Origin of the sequence: Devosia sp. SL43, assembly GCF_021729885.1 — a bacterium.
Taxonomy (GTDB): domain Bacteria; phylum Pseudomonadota; class Alphaproteobacteria; order Rhizobiales; family Devosiaceae; genus Devosia.
This window is the reverse complement of sequence record NZ_CP063401.1, coordinates 2,650,402-2,671,402: the sequence shown is the minus strand read 5'-3', so window position 1 is coordinate 2,671,402 and position 21,001 is coordinate 2,650,402. Positions and strand designations below refer to the sequence as shown.

24 protein-coding genes are annotated in these 21,001 nt (G+C 63.2%); 15 read left to right on the top strand and 9 right to left on the bottom strand.

All coding sequences use genetic code 11. From position 1 onward, the window contains the following. Window positions 1–12 precede the first annotated feature (12 nt). Entirely contained in the window at window positions 13–1,188 is a 1,176-nt protein-coding gene (locus tag IM737_RS13160; protein WP_236899920.1) for a penicillin-binding protein activator, read from the top strand. A gap of 9 nt (window positions 1,189–1,197) precedes the next feature. Here the strand turns inward: IM737_RS13160 and hemW are convergent, their stop codons facing one another. The 4 genes from hemW to rph are packed head-to-tail and all read right to left on the bottom strand — an operon-like array spanning window position 1,198 to window position 3,836. Beyond that, entirely contained in the window at window positions 1,198–2,355 is a 1,158-nt protein-coding gene (gene hemW, locus IM737_RS13155; protein ID WP_442874131.1) for a radical SAM family heme chaperone HemW, read from the bottom strand. Next, complete coding sequence (locus IM737_RS13150) at window positions 2,345–2,986, bottom strand: non-canonical purine NTP pyrophosphatase (protein ID WP_236894414.1); 642 nt, start codon at window positions 2,984–2,986, stop codon at window positions 2,345–2,347. Before IM737_RS13150 ends, hemW begins: the two co-directional genes overlap by 11 nt. After that, window positions 2,983–3,123 (bottom strand): hypothetical protein, encoded by a 141-nt coding sequence (locus IM737_RS13145; protein WP_236894413.1) that lies wholly within the window; start codon window positions 3,121–3,123, stop codon window positions 2,983–2,985. Before IM737_RS13145 ends, IM737_RS13150 begins: the two co-directional genes overlap by 4 nt. Next, window positions 3,120–3,836 carry a ribonuclease PH gene (gene rph / locus IM737_RS13140; protein WP_236894412.1) on the bottom strand — a complete coding sequence of 239 codons (717 nt, stop codon included), beginning with the start codon at window positions 3,834–3,836 and terminating at the stop codon, window positions 3,120–3,122. Before rph ends, IM737_RS13145 begins: the two co-directional genes overlap by 4 nt. Window positions 3,837–3,975: 139 nt before the next feature. Here rph and hrcA point away from each other — a divergent pair, with 139 nt between their 5' ends. The 3 genes from hrcA to IM737_RS13125 all read left to right on the top strand — a co-directional run bounded on the left by hrcA (window position 3,976) and on the right by IM737_RS13125 (window position 6,504). After that, window positions 3,976–5,049 carry a heat-inducible transcriptional repressor HrcA gene (gene hrcA, locus IM737_RS13135; RefSeq protein WP_236894411.1) on the top strand — a complete coding sequence of 358 codons (1,074 nt, stop codon included), beginning with the start codon at window positions 3,976–3,978 and terminating at the stop codon, window positions 5,047–5,049. Window positions 5,050–5,112: 63 nt separating this feature from the next. Next, entirely contained in the window at window positions 5,113–5,694 is a 582-nt protein-coding gene (gene grpE / locus IM737_RS13130; protein WP_442874130.1) for a nucleotide exchange factor GrpE, read from the top strand. 63 nt (window positions 5,695–5,757) lie between these two features. After that, window positions 5,758–6,504, top strand: a complete 747-nt coding sequence (locus IM737_RS13125) for a class I SAM-dependent methyltransferase (RefSeq protein WP_236894409.1) — start codon at window positions 5,758–5,760, stop codon at window positions 6,502–6,504. Window positions 6,505–6,678: 174 nt separating this feature from the next. Here IM737_RS13125 and IM737_RS13120 read toward each other — a convergent pair whose 3' ends face one another. After that, entirely contained in the window at window positions 6,679–7,314 is a 636-nt protein-coding gene (locus IM737_RS13120) for a nicotinamidase (protein ID WP_236894408.1), read from the bottom strand. Next, window positions 7,311–9,101, bottom strand: coding sequence for an aminodeoxychorismate synthase component I (gene pabB, locus IM737_RS13115; protein ID WP_236894407.1), 1,791 nt, complete (start codon window positions 9,099–9,101; stop codon window positions 7,311–7,313). The genes IM737_RS13120 and pabB overlap by 4 nt, the downstream gene beginning before the upstream one ends. A gap of 122 nt (window positions 9,102–9,223) precedes the next feature. On the opposite strand from pabB, the gene IM737_RS13110 reads away from it, so the two are divergent. After that, window positions 9,224–9,556, top strand: coding sequence for a hypothetical protein (locus tag IM737_RS13110; protein ID WP_236894406.1), 333 nt, complete (start codon window positions 9,224–9,226; stop codon window positions 9,554–9,556). Between the two features lie 123 nt (window positions 9,557–9,679). Further along, window positions 9,680–10,012, top strand: coding sequence for a hypothetical protein (locus IM737_RS13105; protein ID WP_236894405.1), 333 nt, complete (start codon window positions 9,680–9,682; stop codon window positions 10,010–10,012). Between the two features lie 23 nt (window positions 10,013–10,035). On the opposite strand, the gene IM737_RS13100 is transcribed toward IM737_RS13105, so the two are convergent. Beyond that, window positions 10,036–10,731 carry a TIGR02117 family protein gene (locus IM737_RS13100; RefSeq protein ID WP_236894404.1) on the bottom strand — a complete coding sequence of 232 codons (696 nt, stop codon included), beginning with the start codon at window positions 10,729–10,731 and terminating at the stop codon, window positions 10,036–10,038. A gap of 306 nt (window positions 10,732–11,037) precedes the next feature. Here IM737_RS13100 and dnaK point away from each other — a divergent pair, with 306 nt between their 5' ends. The 8 genes from dnaK to IM737_RS13060 all read left to right on the top strand — a co-directional run bounded on the left by dnaK (window position 11,038) and on the right by IM737_RS13060 (window position 19,240). After that, window positions 11,038–12,951, top strand: coding sequence for a molecular chaperone DnaK (dnaK, locus tag IM737_RS13095; RefSeq protein ID WP_236894403.1), 1,914 nt, complete (start codon window positions 11,038–11,040; stop codon window positions 12,949–12,951). Between the two features lie 249 nt (window positions 12,952–13,200). Next, window positions 13,201–13,674: a hypothetical protein gene (locus IM737_RS13090; protein ID WP_236894402.1), complete on the top strand. Its 474-nt coding sequence runs from the start codon at window positions 13,201–13,203 to the stop codon at window positions 13,672–13,674. A 247-nt stretch (window positions 13,675–13,921) separates the two neighbouring features. Then, on the top strand, window positions 13,922–14,977 hold the full coding sequence (locus IM737_RS13085; protein ID WP_236894401.1) for an alpha/beta hydrolase: 1,056 nt from the start codon (window positions 13,922–13,924) through the stop codon (window positions 14,975–14,977). A 172-nt stretch (window positions 14,978–15,149) separates the two neighbouring features. Then, on the top strand, window positions 15,150–16,283 hold the full coding sequence (dnaJ, locus tag IM737_RS13080) for a molecular chaperone DnaJ (RefSeq protein WP_236894400.1): 1,134 nt from the start codon (window positions 15,150–15,152) through the stop codon (window positions 16,281–16,283). Window positions 16,284–16,558: 275 nt separating this feature from the next. Further along, window positions 16,559–17,104: an NADPH-dependent FMN reductase gene (locus IM737_RS13075; protein WP_236894399.1), complete on the top strand. Its 546-nt coding sequence runs from the start codon at window positions 16,559–16,561 to the stop codon at window positions 17,102–17,104. Window positions 17,105–17,109: 5 nt separating this feature from the next. Next, window positions 17,110–17,715: a histidine phosphatase family protein gene (locus tag IM737_RS13070; RefSeq protein ID WP_236894397.1), complete on the top strand. Its 606-nt coding sequence runs from the start codon at window positions 17,110–17,112 to the stop codon at window positions 17,713–17,715. A 62-nt stretch (window positions 17,716–17,777) separates the two neighbouring features. Beyond that, the gene (gene pyrF, locus IM737_RS13065) at window positions 17,778–18,476 is read left to right on the top strand and encodes an orotidine-5'-phosphate decarboxylase (protein WP_236894396.1); all 699 of its coding nucleotides are present in this window, start codon (window positions 17,778–17,780) and stop codon (window positions 18,474–18,476) included. After that, entirely contained in the window at window positions 18,473–19,240 is a 768-nt protein-coding gene (locus IM737_RS13060) for a TIM barrel protein (protein ID WP_236894394.1), read from the top strand. Before pyrF ends, IM737_RS13060 begins: the two co-directional genes overlap by 4 nt. Here the strand turns inward: IM737_RS13060 and IM737_RS13055 are convergent. Continuing rightward, on the bottom strand, window positions 19,237–19,797 hold the full coding sequence (locus IM737_RS13055) for a TetR/AcrR family transcriptional regulator (protein WP_236894392.1): 561 nt from the start codon (window positions 19,795–19,797) through the stop codon (window positions 19,237–19,239). The two genes, IM737_RS13060 and IM737_RS13055, sit on opposite strands and share 4 nt — an antisense overlap. Window positions 19,798–19,856: 59 nt before the next feature. Between IM737_RS13055 and IM737_RS13050 the strand changes: the two genes are divergently transcribed. After that, a complete protein-coding gene (locus IM737_RS13050) occupies window positions 19,857–20,309 on the top strand; it encodes a DUF2214 family protein (RefSeq protein WP_236894390.1) in 453 nt (150 codons plus the stop codon). On the opposite strand, the gene nth is transcribed toward IM737_RS13050, so the two are convergent. Beyond that, a complete protein-coding gene (gene nth, locus IM737_RS13045; RefSeq protein ID WP_236894388.1) occupies window positions 20,306–20,980 on the bottom strand; it encodes an endonuclease III in 675 nt (224 codons plus the stop codon). The two genes, IM737_RS13050 and nth, sit on opposite strands and share 4 nt — an antisense overlap. Window positions 20,981–21,001 lie beyond the last annotated feature (21 nt).

The window sequence follows — 21,001 nt, the reverse complement described above, 5'->3', positions numbered from 1 at the left end:
GCCTTGAGCGCCGTGGCCATCCTCGTCCTTTCCGCCTGCAGCCCCGGTAGTTTCCAGCTCGGCTCCCGCACCCTCGACTTCGGCGGCGATGCCCCGGCCCAATCTATCCCCGCCCAACCCATCCTGCCATCTGGCCCCAGCCAGAGCTTCGGGCGTGGCCCGGTCAAGGTGGCTTTGCTGCTGCCATTGAGTGGGGATAACAATCTGGCCACCGTCGGCAATTCGCTCGCCAATGCCAGCCGCCTGGCCATCAGCTTCATCGAGGCTAATCCCAATATCGGTGAAAACATCACCATCACCCTGCGCGATACCGGCACGACGGTTCAGGGCGCCACCGCCGCGGCAAGCGCCGCCGTGCAGGATGGCGCCAAGTTGATCCTGGGGCCACTGCGCGCCGATCAGGTCACCGGCGCCGGCGCCGTGGCGCGTTCGTCCGGCGTGCCACTGATCGGCTTCTCGAACAACCCGACTGCCGCCGGTCCCGGCGTCTATCTCCTCAGCGTCTTGCCCGACATGGAGATGAAGCGCTCGCTGAATTACCTCAAGACGCAGGGCAAGCGCGGCATTGCTGGAGTATTTCCGGCCACCGAATTCGGCCAGGCGCAGGAAACCGCATTCCGCCAGCAGGCCGCCGCCGCCGGCTTTGCGCCGTCAGCCATCTACACCTTCGCCTCGATAGAGGAGGCGCAGCAGATCGTCTCCCAGGCGCAACCGCTGATCCAGCAGGGCACGATCGACACATTGTTCCTGCCCGACCGCGCCACCGCGCCCAGCTTCGGCACGCTACTCGGCCAGGCCGGGATAAATCCGGGTGCGCTGCAGATTGTCGGCTCAGCCGACTGGGAAGGCGACCCAGCCATCGCCGCCGCGCCGCAGCTGGTCGGCGCGATTTATCCCGCAGTCGACAGCAACGGCCTCGCCACCATCAGCCTCGACTATCAGGCGCAGTTTCAAAGCCAGCCGCATCCATTGGCCACCATCGCCTATACCGCAACGATCCTGGCCAACGTTAACACCCTGTCCCTGGCCAACCCGCCCTATAATCCGGGCCTGATGACCTCGCCCTCGGGCTTCAACGGTCGCGACGGCGTGTTCCGGTTCCTCAGCAATGGGCGCGCCGAATATTCATTGGTGCTCAAGCAGATAGCGCCCGGCGGGGCGGTGGTGGTCGGGGGCGCGAAGTTGTAGCCGACTGCACTAAGCCGCCAGGTCCGCCACGACGGCATCCAGCACCGGAAAACCCTTATCGGTCACGCGCAGATTGCCGTTCGGCAGCGTCTCGACGAAGCCATAGCCCTTGAGCGCCTCGATCTGCGTCTTGCTGATCTGCCGGCCGGAAATGGCGGTGAAGCGGGCAGGGGAGATGCCCTCCTTGAGGCGCAGGCCCATGACGAGGAACTCGTCGCCCTGCTCTTCCCAGGTCAGCACATCGTCCACCACCATGCCGTGGCCCTTTGACGTCACCAGCTTCTGCCAGTCGAAGGGCAGTTTTTCGGCGGCGGTGGCGTGGCGCTGATTGTTGATCATCAGCCGGCCATGCGCCCCCGGCCCAATGCCGGCATATTCGCCATAGCGCCAGTAGAGCATGTTATGCGTGCTCTCCTGGCCCGGGCGGGCATGGTTGGAAATCTCATAGGCCGGCAGGCCAGCTTCGGCCGTAAGCTCCTGAGTCAGCTCATAGAAGTCGGCCGCCAGATCCTCATTTGGCATCTTGAGCTTGCCGGCCTGGTGCAGGTCGAAATAGCGTGTGCCCTGCTCGATGGTGAGCATGTAGAGGCTGATATGGCCGCGCGCCATCCAGAGCGCTTCCTTGAGTTCGTCTTCCCAATCTTCGAGCGTCTGCTTGGGGCGGCCATAGATCAGGTCGAAGCTCGAACGCTCGAAGACCGATTGGGCGATACGCACGGCGGCGATGGCCTCATCCACCGTGTGACGACGACCGAGTTCCGCCAGCGGACCCTCGCGCAGTGACTGCACACCAAGTGACACCCGGTTCACCCCAGCGGCGCGGTAGCCCTTGAAGCGATCGACCTCGACGCTGGTCGGATTAGCCTCGAGCGTAATTTCGGCGTTCTTCTCGACGGTCCAGTGTTTCGCGATCGCATCGAGAATGCGGCCGGTGGATTGCGGGTTCATCAGCGACGGCGTGCCTCCGCCAAAGAACACCGACTGCACTACCCGGCCCGGCGCCAGTTCGGCGGCCGTGGCGATCTCGCGCTCATAGGCGGCGACATAGTCGATCTCGTCGAACGGGCCGCGATGGACGTGGGAATTGAAGTCGCAATAGGGGCACTTGGCCGCGCAGAAGGGCCAATGCACATAGACGCCAAACATGTCGTTCGGCTTATTGCTCAATCTGGTTCTCCACGAACAGCGCAAACGAGCGCGCGCGATGGGACAGGCCCTGCTGGCCGGGTGACCAGGAGTGCTTCATCTCGGGCGGCATCTGGCCAAAAGTGATGTCGTAGCCATCGGGCATGAACACCGGATCATAGCCATGACCGCGGTCGCCGCGCGGCGGCCAGACCAAAGTACCGAAACACCGGCCGTGATAGATCACGTCGCGTCCGTCAGGATGAGCAAGACACAACGTGGCATTGAAATTGGCCTTGCGCTGGCTGGGCGAGGTGGCATTGGCCGCCTGCAGCGCATCTTCGACCCGCTTCATGGCGTGGTTGAAGTCACGCGGCACACCGGCCCAGTCGGCGGTATAGACGCCGGGATCGCCGTTGAGCGCATCGACGCACAGGCCCGAATCATCGCTCAGCGCCAGCATTCCTGAAGCTTGCGCGGCCGCATGGGCCTTGAGGCGGGCATTTTCGGCAAAGGTCGTGCCGGTTTCTTCCGGCTCGGGTAGGCCAAGTTCGCCGGCAGACACCAGCTCAAGACCGTAGGGCTCGAACAGCTCCTGGAATTCCCTCAGCTTGCCCGCATTGTGCGTGGCCAGCACCAGGCGATCACCTTCGCGGAGCCGGGCGATACTCATTTGATGACGCCTTTGGGCTTGGCATCGAGGGCACGCGCCACGTCGCGCCACAGGGCACAATTTTCGGGCGACATGCTGCGCGGCGCTTGCACCGGCTTGGGGGCGGGCGCGATTTTCTTCATCAACCAGGCGATCATGCTGAAAGCGCCGTCTGCTGGAGGAGCGTCAATTCGCCAATGCCCTGTTCCGCCAGCTCCATCAGCGCGTTGAGTTCATCGCGCGAGAACGGCACCTGTTCGGCGGTGCCCTGGATTTCGACGAACTTGCCCGAGCCGGTCATGACAAAATTGGCATCGGTATGAGCTTCGACATCTTCGAGATAATCGAGATCGAGCACCGGCGTACCCCGATAGATGCCGCAGGAGACCGCGCCGACCGAATCACGCAGGGCCTTGCCCTTGGTCAGCTTGCGCTCGTCCATCCAGGCAATGGCATCGGCCAATGCCACATAGGCGCCGGTAATCGAGGCGGTCCGCGTGCCGCCATCTGCTTCGAGCACGTCGCAATCGAGCGTCACCTGGTTTTCACCGAGCAGCTGCATATCGACCACCGCGCGCAGCGAACGGCCGATCAGGCGCTGGATTTCCTGGGTGCGACCGGACTGCTTGCCGGCCGTGGCTTCGCGACGGGTGCGCGAGCCGGTGGCGCGGGGCAGCATGCCGTATTCGGCGGTGACCCAGCCCTGACCCTTGCCGCGCAGCCAGCCGGGCAGGCTGGTTTCGACCGAGGCAGTGACGAGCACTTTGGTATTGCCGAAGGAAACGAGGCAGGAGCCCTCCGCTTTCTGGGAGACATTGCGCTCGATGGTCACGGCGCGCATCTGATTGGGCTCACGTCCGGAAGGGCGCATCAAGAATCCGAAAGAAAATTGCGATTAACCGCCTCTTAACCCTATGCGGACGCGCTCACAAGCGGCGGCGGCTTGGCGCAGGGCGGCTTTGCGCTTAAATGATGCACCACAGTTAAAGCGGACGATTTTATCGAACCGGATGAGCAAGCCCCCCGAAGACTTTTTGAGTGTGCTCAACGCCCGCAGCCAGGACATCTTTCGCAAGATCGTCGAGCGCTATCTCGACACCGGCTCGCCGGTCGGTTCGCGTGACCTGAGCCGCATGCTGCAGACCGGCCTGTCGCCGGCCTCGGTGCGCAATGTGATGGCCGATCTCGAGGATTTGGGCCTGATCGCGGCGCCGCATACCTCGGCGGGACGGGCGCCGACGCAGGAAGGCCTAAGATTTTTCGTCGACGCCATGCTCGAAGTCGGCTCGGTGAACGAAAGCGAGCGCAGCCAGATCGCCAAGCAGATCGAGGGCCAACATCGCGGGCAGGTCGAAGACGTCCTCACCGAAGCCAGCCAGCTGCTGTCAGGCCTCAGCCAGGGCGCCGGCGTGGTCATCGCCACCAAGGCCGACATGGTGTTGCGCCATATCGAATTCGTGCGGCTCGATTCGACCCGCGCCATGGCCATCATGGTGGGCCAGGACGGGCAGGTGGAAAACCGCATCATGGATATCCCGCCCGGCCTCACCGCATCGGCACTGACCCAGGCGGGCAATTATCTGGCCCATCACGTGGTGGGCCGCACCATTGCCGAAGCGCGTAAGGTTTTGGCCGAACAACGCGCCGAACAACGCGCCGAGCTCGACGAGCTGACGCAGAAGCTGGTCGATGCCGGCATCGCCACGCTCAGCCAGCCCTCGGCCACCAGCCAGCCAACCGTCATCGTGCGCGGCCGGGCCAACCTGCTCAACGACGCCATGGCCAGCGACGACCTGCTGCGCATGCGCCAGCTGTTTGACGAGCTGGAAAGCAAGGAAGGCCTGCTCGACCTGCTCGGCGACGCCGAGAAAGCGCAGGGCGTCCGCATCTTCATCGGCTCGGAGAACAAGCTGTTTTCGCTGTCCGGGTCCTCCGTCATCCTCTCGCCCTACAAGGATGCCAATGACAAGGTTGTGGGGGTATTGGGCGTCATCGGCCCGACGCGCCTCAACTATGCCCGCATCGTGCCGGTGGTGGATTATACCGCCAACGTCATCACGGCGATGATGGCGCGCAAGCGGTAAGGGTTGAAAATCCCGCTGGATTGGCCGATATGCGGGACAAATTCAGTAATTGCGGAACACACAATGATGAGCGACGAAAACGCCGCCTCTGGCGAGACGCCTGAAGTCGAAATCCTGGAGACCCAAGAGGTCGATCCGGTCGAGGCCTTGCGCGCCGAAAATGCCGAGCTCAAGGATCGCGTGCTGCGGACCATCGCCGAGATGGAAAACCTGCGCAAGCGCACCGAGCGCGACGTCAATGACACGCGCAGCTATGCCATTGCTGGCTTTGCCCGCGATATGCTGTCGGCCACCGATGCGCTGAGCCGCGCCCTGATGGTGCTGCCGGCCGAAGCGCGCGAAAATGGCGACGCGACCACCAAGAGCCTGATTGAAGGCATCGAGATGACCGAGCGCGAAATGCAGCGCTTGCTGGCCAAACATGGCGTCAAGCCGATCGAGGCCGAAGGCCAGAAGTTCGATCCGCATCGCCACCAGGCCATGTTCGAAGTCCCCGATCCCTCGCGCCCGGAAGGCACGGTCGTGCAGGTAGTCCAGGCGGGCTTTGCCATCGGCGACCGCGTGCTGCGCCCGGCCATGGTCGGCGTCGCCAAGGGCGGCCCAAGCCACGCCCCAGCCGACGAAGCCATCGACAAGAGCGTCTGATACCGCACGCATATCGGTATGAAGGGCGCCAGCAATGGCGCCCTTTTTGTTTGGGAGGATGGAATGGCAGACGATCTCTACGACCAGCCCGAACTCTATGATCTGGTCCTGCCGGATGATCCCGACATGGAGCAGTTCTATGTCGCGGCAGCCGGTGGTGCGGGTCGCCAGGTGCTCGATCTGGCCTGCGGCACCGGGCGGTTCACCCTGCCGCTGGCGCGCTCCGGGGCTGTTGTCACCGGCGGCGATCTGTCCGAGACCATGCTCGCAAGCGCCCGGCAGCGGGCAAATGCAGCGGGCCTAACCATCACCTTCGCCGCACTCGACATGCGGGACTTCGATCTGGGTCGGCGCTTCGACGCGGTGACCATCGCCGCCAATTCGCTGCTGCACCTGACGGAGACATCCGACATCCTGCGCTTTCTGGCCGCGGTGAAGCGTCATCTCAAGCCTGATGGACAATTGATCTTCGACATCTTCGTGCCCAGCGCGTGGCTCCTCAGCCGGCCGCATGGCGAGCGGCAGCATATGGGCGAATTTTCGCATCCCGAACTGGGCGTGATCACCATCGAAGAGACTATTGCCTATGATCCAGTCCGACAGGTCAGCCGCGCCGATTGGTACTGGTCGCGGCCGGGACATCCGGACTTCCGGCATACGCCGCTGACCATGCGCCAGATCTATCCGCAGGAACTGCCCCTGCTGCTCGAACGCGGCGGCTTCCGGCTGGTCGAGCGCTTTGGCGGATTTGACCGCAGTGCGTTCGACGCCACCAGCATGCGGCAGGTGTGTGTTTGTGCGCTGGTCTGACGTTTCACGTGAATCCGCACAAGAGGATCATTTGGAGCTTCGCAGTCCCCAAGCTCGCGAATCGTCACCCTCGGGCTTGACCCGAGGGCACTGCACTTATCGGACGCGCGGCAAGTGAAGAGCCCTCGGGTCAGGCCCGAGGGTGACGCCCTGTGGGTAAGCCAAGGCCGGCAACTACCCCAAAATATCCTTGCTCATCACCCGCTCAACGCCCGCTTCCGCCATATCCGACCAGGCCCGCTCCAACGACCCCGCATTGTCGATCGCCCGCGTCGCATCCTCGATGACAGTCACATCGAACCCAGCCGCCGCCCCATCGATGGCCGTCCAACCGACGCAGAAATCGGTCGCGAGACCCACCACATAGAGCCGGCCAACATCGCGTTCGCCCAGATATCCCGCCAGCCCCGTCAGGGTTTCGCGATCGGCTTCCTGGAAGCCGGAATAGCTATCGATCAGGCGGTTATAGCCCTTGCGGATGATCAGCTGGCCATGGGGGATGTCGAGATCGGCGGACAGGGCGGCGCCATGGCTATTCCACACGCAATGGTCCGGCCACAGTACCTGGGTGCCATAGGGCAGTTCGACGGTCTCGAACGGCGCCTTGCCGGGGTGCTGGCTGGCGAAGGAGATGTGATCGGCCGTGTGCCAGTCCTGGGTGAAGATCACGTTGGTGAAGCGCTTGGCCAGGGTATTGATCAGCGGCACAATCTCGTCGCCGCCTGTCACGGCAAGGCTGCCGCCGGGCAGGAAATCATACTGCATGTCGACGACGACCAGCACATCCCTGGTGGTGATCTCGATCGTCATCGTCCGTCTCCTTCAAACTTGACCCATTCGCCGCGGATCAAACCTCGCACCGAATTGCCCAGCCAGATTGCCTCGGCGTCTTCGAGATCGTCCAGTGTCAAAACCTGCTCGACAGCCTTGCCGGTGGCGATCAGCTCGGCCCGCATTGTGCCCGGCAGCAGGCCCGACGACAGCGGCGGCGTCAGCAGCACCCCGCTGCGCTCGACGAAGAGATTGGTGATCGACCCCTCGGTGAGTTCGCCGCGTTCGTTGCGGAACACCACCTCGTCGACGCCATGCGCGTCATGAGCCCGGATGCGCGGCTCGTCGTAGAAGGCGCGATTGGTCGTCTTATGGACGAGCCAAAGGCTTTGCGAATCAAGCCGTTCCGGCGCGATGGCGAAGCGGAACACAGCCGGATTAGGCGGCAGCGGCACTGATGTGACCGCCGGGCCGCTGTCATCCAGCGTCAGGCGAACCCGCATGCGGTCGGACTGGAATGCTTGGGCATGGAGCAGGGCGCTTACGGCCGCCCGGTCGAAGGTCAGCCCAAAATAGGTCGCCGAGGCCGCCATGCGATTCAGATGCCGGTCCAGCAGCGCAAAGCCGGAAGCCGGTTCCCACAGCATGGTTTCGATCAGCGTCACTTTCCGGGCGGGGTTAGCAAAGAAGGCCATCTTGAGCAGCGCCTCGCGATATTCGTCCTCGGCGGTGCTGTCAGCGACGATGCCGCCGCCAATGCCGATTTCGCCATGACCATCATTGCCGATCACCGCAGTGCGGATGGCGACGTTGAGCATCAGATCGCCACCGGGCGCGAAATAGCCGATCGAGCCGGTATAGACGCCGCGCGGGCCACCCTCCACCTCGTGGATGATCTCCATGGCGCGCAGTTTTGGCGCGCCGGTGATCGAGCCGCAGGGGAAGAGGTTGGCCAGCAGATCTGTGGTCGTGACGTCGGGCCGCCGCCGGGCAGTGATGCCCGAGGTCATGGTGTGGAGCGTCCGGTAGGTCTCAACCGTATAGAGGTCCGTCACCTTGACCGAGCCGATCTCGGCGATACGACCCAGGTCGTTGCGGAGCAGGTCGACGATCATCAGGTTTTCGGCACGGTTCTTTTCATCACCCGCCAGCGCCGCGCGACCGGCCTGGTCCTCGGTCAGGGTGCGCCCACGCTTGAGCGTGCCCTTCATCGGCCGCGCCGACAGCAGATTGTCGCGGCTGGCGACGAACAGCTCGGGCGAGCGCGACAATATCCACCGCGTGCCAGTATTGATCAGCGCGCCATAGGCCACGGGCTGCTGGCGGACGAGGTCGCGATACAGCGCGACCGGATCGCCCTCCAGCCTGAACCGCGCCCTGAAGGTGAGGTTGACCTGGTAGGTGTCGCCAGCGGCGATGAGACGTTCGACCCGATCGAAGGCATGCCGATACTGCTCAGGATCGACACTGGGCACGATGTCGAGGGCCCGACCAGTGCCGGTCCCGCTGCTATCCGCGAGATATCGCTCCGTCTCGTCAGTCGTCAGGCGCTGCGGCGCCTCATAGAGTCCGAGCCACAGCAAGGGCGTTTCGCCGGGCGGCGGCAGCCTATCGATCAGCCGCTCCTCGAACACAAAACCGAGCTCATAGGCCAGAAAGCCTGCGGCCCAGAGTCCACGGCTTTGCGCCCCCTCGAGTTGCGCCAGCGCCGACCTGGCCGCGGCTGCGTCATGGGCTACCAGAATCGCGCGCGGCGTAGCGAAGAGCAGGTTGTCCCCACCAGGGTTCAGCGTGTCATGCAACAATACGGTGCCGGGAGCGAACATGACGCGCTTCTAGGGCCTTGGCGCGTGAAATAAAAGCACCCGCCCGCTGCGCACCCCCTTGGATAAATTCCCCTGTGGCCTCTAATATGGCTTGGCGCATGAGCGCTTAAGAGGGACTTCCCATGAATACCTATATCAAGGGCGGCTTTGCTGCCCTTGCGCTGCTGGCCGGCGTGCTGCCAGCAGCCGCACAGACTGTCGAGTTCACGCTGATCAACAACAGCTCGGTATCGCTGCATTATTTCTATACGACGCCCAGCAATGAAGACAGCTGGGGCGAAGATCTGCTGGGTGCAGATGGCACGCTGGAGCCCGGTTACCAGGGCACCGTGACCATCGGCGACGGCTCCGACCAGTGTCTCTACGATTTCCGCTTCGAGAGCGGCGAAGGCGATCTGCTCGAAGTGCCGGAAGTCGATATCTGCTCACTCAGCAGCTACACGCTGACCGACTGATTCGCCTCGGGAGGGCCGGCGGACCGCCGGCCTTCGCCCCCTTGAACAGGGGTTGGAGCGGTATCTGCGGCATGCCACTCATCGGTTTCCGGCCAGCCTGGCCGAGACAATTGGGGACGCATCATGCATTTGCTCATCAAGAGCGGCATGGCGGCGTTGGTGCTTGCGGGCACCGTGCTGCCGGTTGCCGCGGAAGACGTCTACTTCACCCTGATCAACGAGAGCCGCCGGGACCTGCACTATTTCTATGCGGCGCCGTCCATCGAAGACTACTGGGGTCCCGACCTGCTGCGGGGCGGCCACACGCTACGCGCCGGTTACGAGGGCACGGTGACGATTGCCGACGATTCCACCGAATGCAATTACGACTTCAAGTTCGTGATGGAAGACGGCAGCGAGACCGTGGTCAGCCGCATCGATATCTGCGAGCTGGGCAGCTATACGATCTACGACTGAGCCCATTAGGCCGTCGTCGTCCCTCAGCCGGGCGAGACGGCCTCGCCATTGTAGACGCCAAGCGAAAATGTCAGCAGTCCGGGCAGAGGATTCCAAATGCCAGTTCTCATCCCCGCGCTTCTGAGCATGCGTGACGTCCAGACGTTGCAGCCCAGCAGCGCGTTGAAGCTGCCAACGCCCTCGAAGAACTTGTCGGTGGTACCAAAAGCGAAACCGTCAATGGGCTGAACTGAGCCGTTCGGGCGGGCAAAGCTGGCAGAAATCTCCGATAGCAAGTTGGCATAGGCGGCCTCGGTGATGGCGATGTCCGTTACGTCAGGGCTGCCTGGGACGATTTCGCCCAGCACATCGACATGCATGACTGAACTATCGATGGTCAGGGCACGGAATGTTGGCCCCGGCTTGATATCGGAAAGGCTGGGCGTCTCAAGGTAGAACGAGCGCCCACCCCAGCCGATCAGCAGCCACCGGGCATTGGGGTGGGTGATCGGTACCGTCGTATCAACGAGAAAGTCGAACACGGTTAGCGATTCCGGGTCGATCGGGATGGCGATATCGGTGTGCAGTGTGTTGGAAACGACGAGAATGTGCCTGGTCGGCGTTCTATCTTCATCGGAGAAAACCCAGGGGTTGGGGATCAGCGTGCCAAAGATCGCGAGCACGATCGGCACAACGATCACCACAAGGCACCAGAGCACCACGCGCCTTATGGTTTTCATCGCTAGACCCGCCCCAGAATCGCGCCGCTTTTCGAGCGCCTGCCAACTCAGAAAGCACAATCGGCTCCTGATGGCACGCCAATACCGTCAGCCGACGAATGGCGCCGCACGCCTATTGATGGCAATGTCGCAAACCCGCGGCAAATCTGCCCTTTGAGCGCTTGAAGCCACAAGGCGACCCCCCTATATAGCCAGCAAGCCCAGCAATGGGCGCATTCCAGTTGCAAGGAACCCGGCCCTTGCGGCCACGGGACTGCCTCGCGAGAGGGGTCTCATCATGGGTTTGCTGAAAGAGAGGCATGTATAATGGCTAAAGTCATCGGTATCGACCTGGGCACCACCAATAGCTGCGTTGCGGTTATGGACGGCTCCAACCCCAAGGTTATCGAAAACGCGGAAGGGGCGCGCACCACCCCCTCGATGGTCGCCTTCTCCAAGGACGGCGAGCGTCTTGTCGGCCAGCCGGCCAAGCGCCAGGCGGTCACCAACCCTGAGGGTACGCTGTTCGCAGTCAAGCGCCTGATCGGCCGTCGTTTCGACGACCAGGTCGTGTCCAAGGACAAGAACCTCGTCCCCTTCAAGATCATCAAGGCCGACAATGGCGACGCCTGGGTCGAAGCCTCGGGCGAAAAGTATTCGCCTTCGCAGGTTTCTGCGATGATCCTGCAGAAGATGAAGGAAACCGCTGAGTCCTATCTCGGTGAGACCGTCACCCAGGCCGTTATCACCGTTCCGGCCTACTTCAACGACAGCCAGCGCCAGGCCACCAAGGATGCAGGCAAGATTGCCGGCCTTGAAGTGCTGCGCATCATCAACGAGCCGACTGCTGCGGCGCTCGCCTATGGCCTCGACAAGAAGGCCGCCGGCACGATCGCGGTCTATGACCTTGGCGGCGGCACCTTCGACGTTTCCGTGCTCGAAATCGGCGATGGCGTCTTCGAAGTGAAGTCGACCAATGGCGACACGTTCCTCGGTGGCGAAGACTTCGACATGCGCCTCGTCGACTACTTTGCCGACGAGTTCAAGAAAGAGCAGGGCATCGACCTGCGCAACGACAAGCTGGCTCTGCAGCGCCTCAAGGAAGCTGCCGAAAAGGCCAAGATCGAACTGTCGAGCTCGACGCAGACCGAAATCAACCTGCCCTTCATCACCGCCGACGCGTCAGGCCCCAAGCACCTGACCCTCAAGCTCTCGCGCTCCAAGTTCGAGTCGCTGGTCGACGACCTGATTCAGAAGACGGTCGATCCCTGCAAGCAGGCGCTCAAGGATGCCGGCCTCACCGCCGCGCAGATCGATGAAGTCGTGCTGGTCGGCGGCATGAGCCGCATGCCCAAGGTGCAGGAAGTGGTCAAGCAACTGTTCGGCAAGGAGCCGCACAAGGGCGTCAATCCGGACGAAGTGGTGGCGCTTGGCGCTGCCATCCAGGCCGGCGTGCTGCAGGGCGACGTCAAGGACGTGCTGCTGCTCGACGTGACCCCGCTGAGCCTGGGCATCGAAACCCTGGGTGGCGTCTTCACCCGCCTGATCGATCGCAACACGACCATCCCGACCAAGAAGAGCCAGACCTTCTCGACCGCCGAAGACAGCCAGAGCGCCGTGACCATCCGCGTGTTCCAGGGCGAACGCGAAATGGCCGCCAACAACAAGCTGCTCGGCAATTTCGACCTGACTGGCATTCCGCCCGCACCGCGCGGCGTGCCGCAGATCGAAGTGACCTTCGACATCGATGCCAACGGCATCGTGCAGGTTTCGGCCAAGGATAAAGGCACCGGCAAGGAGCAGCAGATTCGCATCCAAGCCTCGGGTGGCCTTTCGGATGCCGACATCGAGAAGATGGTCAAGGAAGCCGAGCAGAACGCTGAATCGGACAAGAAGAAGCGCGAAGCCGTCGAAGCCAAGAACCAGGGCGAGAGCCTGATCCACTCGACCGAAAAGTCGCTCAAGGAATATGGCGACAAGGTTTCGGCCGAGGACAAGACCGCGATCGAAGCCGCGATCACTGACCTGCGCGCCGTGCTCGATGGCGAAGATGGCGACGTGATCAAGGAAAGGACCGATGCGCTGGCCCAGGCCGCGATGAAGCTGGGCGAGGCCATGTACAAGGCATCGCAGGCCGAAGCCGAAGCCAAGGCCAATGGCACCGACGATGAGGACGAAGACGACGTCGTCGACGCCGACTTCGAAGAGGTCAAGGACGACGAAGACAAGAAGTCGGCTTAAGCCACTTCTGGTTTGAGATTGAGGGGTCCGGTGGAAACACCGGGCCCTTTTTGTTTGTGGCGATGGCCGCCATGGTCTCCCACCCACCGGCCGTCATCCTCGGGCTTGACCCGAGGAAACTGCACTTACCAATCGCGCGGCAAGTGAAGAGCCCTCGGGTCAAGCCCGAGGGTGACGGCCGGTGTTTGAGGCAAGACAACTGATTCGCTTAGCATTCGCTATTGCGCGCCATATGCCGTAGGGTGCGCCATGAACATTCCAGACCCCCAGACCTTCACCGACCCCGAAAAGCTGCGCAAGCTGATGGCCAATGCCGTCCGCCTTGGCTACAACGACCTCGCTTTCGGTTGCCAGATGCGTATCGCCGAACTGGCGGGCGCCACCCACAATGCCGAGCTCAAGGACGATATCGAGCTCGCCTTCTGGACCGGCCTTGCCGCCGCCGAAGAATTCCGCACGGCGGACAATGGCCGCGTGACGCGCCTTGTCAAAATCCGCTCCAAGCATCGCCGCGTCGGCGCGCTGCGGGTGCTCTCCGACCAGATGATGGAAGAGGGCCTGTCTGACGGTTTCGAGAAGCTGGTGGCGCATGGCCGCAGCGATCTCACCGCCGAGGCCATCGTGCTGCGGCACGAGGAGCGCTTCAGCGTCGACGTGGTCAATGCCGCCCGAAAGAAGATGATGGACCATGGCGTCTCGATGAGCGAGACCGCGGCGGCTTAGGCCGTTTTACCTTGAGTCCAGCGCGTGTTGCTTGGCCATTCGAGCACAGCTCCCATGGCCTTCTCGCCTAAAATCGCTCCACTGGAGCGATTTTTCCTAACGGACGGCTCGAAGTTTCACGTGAATCCATGACGGCTCTGGAGCGATCCAGGGCCTTTTCTTTGCCCCGAAATGGGCTTGATTGAGCCCAACTGGCGGCCCGATTTGGGGCTCCAAGGGTGGATCATTCATCCAGCGGGGGCCCGCCATGACCGATTCCACCACCCAGCAACCTGACCAGACCGATTCCATCGGCCGTATTGCCGAGCTTATCAGCGGTGATCCGATGGCCCGGATCGATGCCGACATGAAGCACGTGCTCGATGCGCTGGGCGAACTGGGCGCACGACCGCTGGAGATTTCGATGCCCATCGCGGCCCGACGCCAGCCCAAGGCGGCCGATGTGGTGGCGGCGATCCTCGCCCGTCAGGGCCGCGAGGTTGTCGATGACGGTGTTGCCGCCGAGGACCTCGATATCGAGAATGGCGAGGGGACGCTTGCCAGCCGCATCTACCGGCCGGTTGGCCTGCTCAGCCGACTCAATCCTGTCATCCTCTATTTCCACGGCGGCGGCTTCGTCACCGGCAGCCTCGATACCCATGACGCCTCGGCCCGCGCCCTGGCCCGGCGCACCGGCGCTATCGTCATCTCGGTCGATTATCGCCTCGCGCCCGAGCACAAATTCCCCGCCGCACATGAGGATGCCTGGGCCGCCTGGACGTGGCTAACCCGGCAGGTGCGTGATCTCGGCGGCGATCCGCGACGGCTGGCCGTGGCCGGTGAGGATGCCGGGGCGAACCTGGCCGCTTATATCGCGCTCCGTGCCCGTGACGAGCACACCACCCAACCGGTGCATCAGCTGCTGGTCCACCCCATGGCCGGCACCGACATGACCACCGCCTCCTACGGCGAAACCCTGCGCGTGCAGCCGGTGGGCATGCCGGCCATGCGCTGGCGCTTCCGGCATCTGCTCGAAGACGAAGCAGCGCTGGCCGATCCGCGTCTCGATCTGGTGCATCGCGACGACCTTGCCGGGGTGGCGCCGGCCACCATTATCCTTGCCGATATCGACCCGCTGCGATCGGAAGGCGAAGCCCTTGCCGAGGCGCTGGAACAGGCCGGCGTCCCCGTCAATTGCTGGAGCTATGAAGGCGTGACGCAGGGCTTCTTCGGCCTGGGCCTGGTGGTCACCAAGGCGCTGTTTGCCCAATCAGACGCCGCTGAAGCGCTGGCCCGATCCTTTGGACCCAGCCGACGCAGCTAAGCCCTGCCAACAGCAATATTGAAGCTGACGCCTGCTCTTGCTACATGAGCGGCCAATGGTTTCGGTTCTTACGACCCCAGACCCCTTGCGGGGCGTGGGGTCGATTGCCATCTAGGGGCTAGGTTTTGGCGAGGCGCGCCACACGCGACTCGCGGCATTTGGAGACTTTCTTTTGGCGAAACGCGATTTCTACGAGGTGCTCGGCGTACAAAAGGACGCCGACGATGCGGCGCTCAAGAGCGCTTATCGCAAGCTCGCCATGCAGCACCATCCCGACCGTAACCACGGCAACACCGAGGCCGAGAACAAGTTCAAGGAACTGAGCGAGGCCTACGAAACGCTCAAGGACGGCCAGAAGCGCGCCGCCTACGACCGTTTCGGCCATGCCGCCTTCGAGAATGGCGGGGGTCGCCCTGGTTCCGGTGGCTTCGGCAATGACTTCAACTCCTCAATGTCCGATATCTTCGAGGACATTTTCGGCGATTTCATGGGTGGCCGTGGTCGCGGCGGCGGCGGTGCCGCCAAGCTGCGCGGCGCCGATCTGCGCTACAATCTTGAAATCAGTCTTGAAGAGAGCTTCGAGGGCCGCACCGTCGAGATCGACGTGCCGACTTTGGTCGGCTGTACGACTTGCGATGGCGCGGGCGCCAAACCCGGCACCGGCACCCATACCTGCCGCCAGTGCAACGGACACGGCAAGGTGCGCGCCGCCCAGGGCTTCTTCACCATCGAGCGCACCTGCCCGGTCTGCCAGGGCCGCGGCCAGATGATGGACCAGCCCTGCACCGATTGCGGTGGCCAGGGTCGGCGCCAGGAAAACCGCAAGCTCTCGGTCGATATTCCCAAGGGCATCGAAGACGGCACCCGTATTCGGCTCGCCAATGAAGGCGAGGCAGGCCTCCGCGGTGGCCCGCCGGGCGATCTCTATATCTTCATCTCGATCAAGCCGCACGACCTGTTCCAGCGCGACGGCGCCGATCTCTATGCCCGCGTGCCCATTGCCATGACGACAGCGGCGCTCGGCGGCGAGTTCGAGGTGCCGACGCTCGACAATGCCCGCGCCAAGGTGAAGGTCGCCGCCGGCACCCAGCCGGGCCAGCGTGTCCGACTCAAGGGCAAGGGCATGCCCGTCCTGCGCTCCAAGGATGTCGGCGATCTCTATGTCCAGCTCGACATCGAAACGCCACAGGCCCTGAGCCGCCGCCAGCGCGAGCTGCTGGAAGAGTTCCAGCGCATCACGACGGGCGAGACCAACCCGACATCGGACGGCTTTTTCGACAAGATCAAGAAGATGTTCGAGGCTTGAGCGCGTAGAAAAATCGCTCCAGTGGAGCGATTTTAGCGCTCAAGGCCATAAGGGCTACGCCCGAATGGCACGAACGCTCCGCACCCCACCAGCCGTCACCCTCGGGCCTGACCCGAGGGCTCTACACTTTTAGGACGTCCGTTAAGTACAACGCCCTCGGGTCGAGCCCGAGGGTGACGATCGAGTGTGTGTATCGGATTGCCGGAACGAATTAAGCCGCGTCTTGCGAACGTCGTGCGACCGGGGCACAGTCCGTTGAAACAACAGGACTTCCCATGCCCACCGCCCTCACGCTTTCCGGCTCCATCCGCAAAGGCTCCGTCAATCGCATGCTGCAGGCCCATATGGGCCGCAAGCTCGAAGCGGCCGGTGTCACAGTAAACGCCATCGACCTCGGCGATTTCCCCATGCCGATCTTCAACGAGGATCTTGAGCCGGACAACGTGCCAGAGGCCGCCGGCCGGCTGGCCGAACTGTGGCGCACGCATGATATCGTCTTCATCGCCACGCCCGAATATAATGGCGGCCTGCCGCCGCTGCTGGTCAACGCCCTGGCCTGGATCAGCCGGCAGAAGCCCAGCCCCTTCCGTCACCCTGTTATCGGCATTGGCGGCGTCAGCTCAGGAAAATACGGCACGACCTGGGCCCTGAGCCACCTGCGCGAATCGCTGAGCAAGGTGGGCGGGCTCGTCGTTCCCGGATTGCTTGGCATCGGCCCCGATGCCGAAGTCTTCGACGAGAAGGGCGATTTCATCGAACCGGCAATCATTCGCAAGGTCGACGCCATGGTGCATGACCTCACTCATATCACCCGGGGATAGTCGCGATGCGCGCCCTGTACGTGACCCACCCGCAAGTCAGGATGGACGCCAACGTACCGGTGCCGCTCTGGGGTCTTACCGAACTCGGTCGTCAGCGCGCCGAGGCCTTCGCCGCCTCCGGCGTCGTACCCAAGGGCGCGATGATCTTTTCCAGCCGCGAAACCAAGGCCATGGAGCTGGCCGACATCCTGGCCAAGGTCACCGGCACGCTCGTGCTGGCCGATCACCTGATGGGCGAGAACGATCGCAGCGCCACCGGCTTCCTGCCGCCGGAATTGTTCGAGGCCACCGCAGACCGCTTCTTCGCCGAACCGGAGCAAAGCGTCGATGGCTGGGAGCGCGCCGTCGATGCACAGGCGCGGATCGTGGATACCGTGACCACCGCCCTGGCCAGTGTGCCGCACGGTACACCCGCCATATTCTGCGGCCACGGCGCCGTCGGAACGCTGCTCAAATGCCATGTCGCCGGCCGGCCAATCTCCCGCAGCGAAGACCAAAGCCGCCACGCCGACCGCGGCGGCGGCAATTGTTTCGTCTTCGATCTGGCGGCCGGAAAGCTGCTCTGCGAGTGGACGGCGATGGAGCAATTCGCGCCGGGCTGGTTTGGCTAAGGTTGCGGCGCAGCCAAAATTGCTCTAGTCCCAGCCCAACATCGACATCGGAGGAAGACTCAATGGCTGGCCAGTTAATCGTGGGCCTCGACGTTTCGTCACGCGCTCGCGCCGAGGAGATCGTGACCTTACTCGATGGGCAGGTGGATTTCTTCAAGATCGGCTACCAGTGCTTCTACGGCGCCGATGGCTTCGCGCTGGGCAAGGAATTGCTCAAGGCGGGCAAGAAGGTGTTCTTCGATCTCAAGCTGCTCGACATCGACAACACAGTTGAAAAGGGCGTCGCGGCCATCGCCGAGACTGGCGCTACCATGCTGACCGTCCACGCCTATCCGCAATGCATGCGCGCCGCTGTGCGCGGCGCCGCCGGCTCCGAACTCTGCGTGCTGGGCGTATCGGTCCTCACCTCGATGGACGATGCCGACGTGGCCGAAGCCGGCTTTGCCCGCGATACGGCGGGCCTCGTCGCCCTGCGGGCGCAGCAGGCGCGCGATGCCGGGATCGGTGGTCTGGTCAGCTCGCCGCATGAGGCCACAATGGTGCGCACCATCATCGGCTCACATATGGCTATCGTCACGCCCGGCATCCGCCCAGCCGGTAGCGCGAGCGGCGACCAGAAGCGGATCATGGGCCCGGCCGAAGCGCTGGCTGCAGGCGCCAGCCACCTTGTGGTTGCCCGTCCGATCATCGAAGCGGCCGACCCTGCCGCTGCCGCCCGTGCCATCCTCAGCGAAATGAACACCGGAACCAGGTTCGCATGACCCGCTATTCTGCCTGCATCGACATGCTGTTCACGCGCGAGACGGCTGACGTCGCGCAGCGCATCCGCCTCGCCAAGGCGGCCTGCATGGATGCGGTGGAATTCTGGCTCTGGTCCAACAAGGATCTCAACGCCATCGAGGACGCGCTCAACGAAACCGGCTTGCCGCTGGCCGGCATCGTCGCCGAGCCCTTCGCTGAACTGACCCGCATCACTGATCACGATCGCTTTCTCGACGGCCTGGCCAAAAGCCTCGAGGTCGCCCAGCGCCTCGGCACCAAGGTGATGATCGCCCAGGCCGGGCCGGAGCTCGTGGGCATACCCCGCCAGCAGCAGCATGACGCATTGGTGGAGGCCATGGCGCGCTCGGCCGACGTGCTCAAGGGCTCGGGCGTGCGCCTGGCGCTGGAACCGCTCAACACGCTGGTCGACCACCAGGGCTATTACCTGCACCAGACGAGTGAAGGCCTCGACATCATCGACGCCGTCAACCGGCCTGAGATCGCACTGCTCTACGACCTCTATCATTCCATGGTCATGGGCGAGGGCGTGCCTGCCGTGACGCAGGGCCGTGTCGACCGCATCGCCCATATCCATATCGCCGACCATCCCGGCCGCAACCAGCCGGGCACCGGCCAGCTGCCGCTCAAGGCCAGCCTCGATTGGCTCGTGGCCAATGGCTATACCGGCTATGCCGGGCTCGAATTCAGGCCGACCGATGCGACCGTGCTGGCATTGGCAGAGACCCGCGCGGCGCTGGATTAGTGCCGCTCGATGATCTCGCTGATCAGCGCCTCGATATCTTCGCCGGCCTGGATGGCGATCTGACCATCCAGCAGCAGCACGGCCAACCCATGAACGCGAGCCCAGGCCGCCAGAGCTGCAATGCGACCAGTGCGGGTGTCGCCACCCGAAACATGCCTCAACGTCTGGAAGGCGACCTCGGCGGCCATGCGCAGTCCGGGCCGGTTGTCGCGCCGCACCGCTGGGGAAAACATCAGGCGGAACAAGGCGGCATTATTGAGCGCGAACAGCACATAGGTCTTGCCCATGGCGGAGAGCACGTCAGGCGGTTCGCTTGCCGCCACAGCCTCCATCGCCACCGTGAAGCGCTGAAATCCGGTGACAGCCAGCGCTTCGAGCAAGGCTGCCCGGCTGTCGAAATGCCGATACGGCGCCGCAGCCGACACACCAACCGCCCGCGCCAGGTCGCGCAGGCCGAGCCCGGCCTCGCCCTCGCGTTCCAGAATGACCAGCGCCGCTTCGAGCAGCGCACGACGCAGGTCACCGTGGTGATAGGGGGAATTCGACGATGTTGACATTGATCACATATGGTCCGATATATGTAAGCACTGATAACATGGAGCGTTGAGGGTTCCAAATGGATATCGACCTGATTCTCGCCTCGGCCCACCACCTGGCCGTCTTCGCGCTGGTGGGCCTGTTCGCTGCCGAATTCGCCATGTTGCGGCCCGGCCTTGCCGGTCCACGCATAAAGCAACTGACACAAATCGACGCTGCCTATGGTGCGGTGGCAGGCCTCGTCATCGTGGTCGGTATTGTCCGCGTCATCTTCGGCGCCGCCGGCTGGCAGTATTACGTCGGCAACCACATGTTCTGGGGCAAGATGGGCGCCTTCCTGATCATGGGCCTGCTCACCGTACCACCGACCCTGGCGTTCCGGCGCTGGCTCAAGGCGGCAGCTGCAGATGGCAGTTACGAAATCCCGGCCGCCGAAATCGCGACGAACCGACGCTTCATCCACCTGCAAGCCGCCATCCTGCTCTTCATCCCCATCTTCGCCGCCGCCATGGCGCGCGGCTATGGAAGCTAGACCCCCTTCGGCAACGGCGTCTTCGGCTCGAACCTGCACCATTCTGCGATCGCGCAACGCCAGCATTCAGGCTTCCGGGCCTTGCAGACATAGCGCCCGTGCAGGATCAGCCAGTGATGGGCGTGCAGCATATATGGCTGGGGGATCACCTTGAGCAGCGTCTGTTCCACTGCCAGCGGATTGGCACCCGGCGCCATGCCCGTGCGGTTGCCGACCCGGAACAGATGCGTGTCGACGGCAATCGTCGGTTGCTTGAACCAGATGTTCAGCACCACATTGGCCGTCTTGCGGCCGACACCGGGCAGGGCCTCCAGCGCTTCGCGATCCTCGGGCACCTCGCCGCCATGCAGGTCGATCAGCATCTGGCTGAGGGCAAACACGTTCCTGGCTTTGCCGCGATAGAGACCGATCGTCTTGATCAGGTCGGTGATCTGCTCGACCCCCAGAGCCACCATGGCCGGAGGGGAGGGCGCCAGTTCGAACAAACGCTTGGTCGCCTTGTTGACGCCGGCATCAGTCGCCTGCGCCGACAGCACCACCGCCACCAGCAGCGTAAAGGCGTTGACATAATCGAGTTCGCCCTTGGGCTCCGGTTCGATCTCGTGGAAGCGGGCGAAGATCGCCTCGATATCCGCCTTGGGCAGGGTCTTCACTTTTTTCGCCACAGCCATTCTCTCGACCCTGATTCTGCG

Bases quoted from the DNA above. Each gene is read 5' to 3' on its own strand.
- IM737_RS13150 (WP_236894414.1), bottom strand. From the start codon at position 2,986: ATGAGTATCGCCCGGCTCCGCGAAGGTGATCGCCTGGTGCTGGCCACG.
- IM737_RS13145 (WP_236894413.1), bottom strand. From the start codon at position 3,123: ATGATCGCCTGGTTGATGAAGAAAATCGCGCCCGCCCCCAAGCCGGTG.
- rph (WP_236894412.1), bottom strand. From the start codon at position 3,836: ATGCGCCCTTCCGGACGTGAGCCCAATCAGATGCGCGCCGTGACCATC.
- hrcA (WP_236894411.1), top strand. From the start codon at position 3,976: ATGAGCAAGCCCCCCGAAGACTTTTTGAGTGTGCTCAACGCCCGCAGC.
- grpE (WP_442874130.1), top strand. From the start codon at position 5,113: ATGATGAGCGACGAAAACGCCGCCTCTGGCGAGACGCCTGAAGTCGAA.
- IM737_RS13125 (WP_236894409.1), top strand. From the start codon at position 5,758: ATGGCAGACGATCTCTACGACCAGCCCGAACTCTATGATCTGGTCCTG.
- IM737_RS13120 (WP_236894408.1), bottom strand. From the start codon at position 7,314: ATGACGATCGAGATCACCACCAGGGATGTGCTGGTCGTCGTCGACATG.
- pabB (WP_236894407.1), bottom strand. From the start codon at position 9,101: ATGTTCGCTCCCGGCACCGTATTGTTGCATGACACGCTGAACCCTGGT.
- IM737_RS13110 (WP_236894406.1), top strand. From the start codon at position 9,224: ATGAATACCTATATCAAGGGCGGCTTTGCTGCCCTTGCGCTGCTGGCC.
- IM737_RS13105 (WP_236894405.1), top strand. From the start codon at position 9,680: ATGCATTTGCTCATCAAGAGCGGCATGGCGGCGTTGGTGCTTGCGGGC.
- IM737_RS13100 (WP_236894404.1), bottom strand. From the start codon at position 10,731: ATGAAAACCATAAGGCGCGTGGTGCTCTGGTGCCTTGTGGTGATCGTT.
- dnaK (WP_236894403.1), top strand. From the start codon at position 11,038: ATGGCTAAAGTCATCGGTATCGACCTGGGCACCACCAATAGCTGCGTT.
- IM737_RS13090 (WP_236894402.1), top strand. From the start codon at position 13,201: ATGAACATTCCAGACCCCCAGACCTTCACCGACCCCGAAAAGCTGCGC.
- IM737_RS13085 (WP_236894401.1), top strand. From the start codon at position 13,922: ATGACCGATTCCACCACCCAGCAACCTGACCAGACCGATTCCATCGGC.
- IM737_RS13075 (WP_236894399.1), top strand. From the start codon at position 16,559: ATGCCCACCGCCCTCACGCTTTCCGGCTCCATCCGCAAAGGCTCCGTC.
- IM737_RS13070 (WP_236894397.1), top strand. From the start codon at position 17,110: ATGCGCGCCCTGTACGTGACCCACCCGCAAGTCAGGATGGACGCCAAC.
- pyrF (WP_236894396.1), top strand. From the start codon at position 17,778: ATGGCTGGCCAGTTAATCGTGGGCCTCGACGTTTCGTCACGCGCTCGC.
- IM737_RS13060 (WP_236894394.1), top strand. From the start codon at position 18,473: ATGACCCGCTATTCTGCCTGCATCGACATGCTGTTCACGCGCGAGACG.
- IM737_RS13055 (WP_236894392.1), bottom strand. From the start codon at position 19,797: ATGTCAACATCGTCGAATTCCCCCTATCACCACGGTGACCTGCGTCGT.
- IM737_RS13050 (WP_236894390.1), top strand. From the start codon at position 19,857: ATGGATATCGACCTGATTCTCGCCTCGGCCCACCACCTGGCCGTCTTC.
- nth (WP_236894388.1), bottom strand. From the start codon at position 20,980: ATGGCTGTGGCGAAAAAAGTGAAGACCCTGCCCAAGGCGGATATCGAG.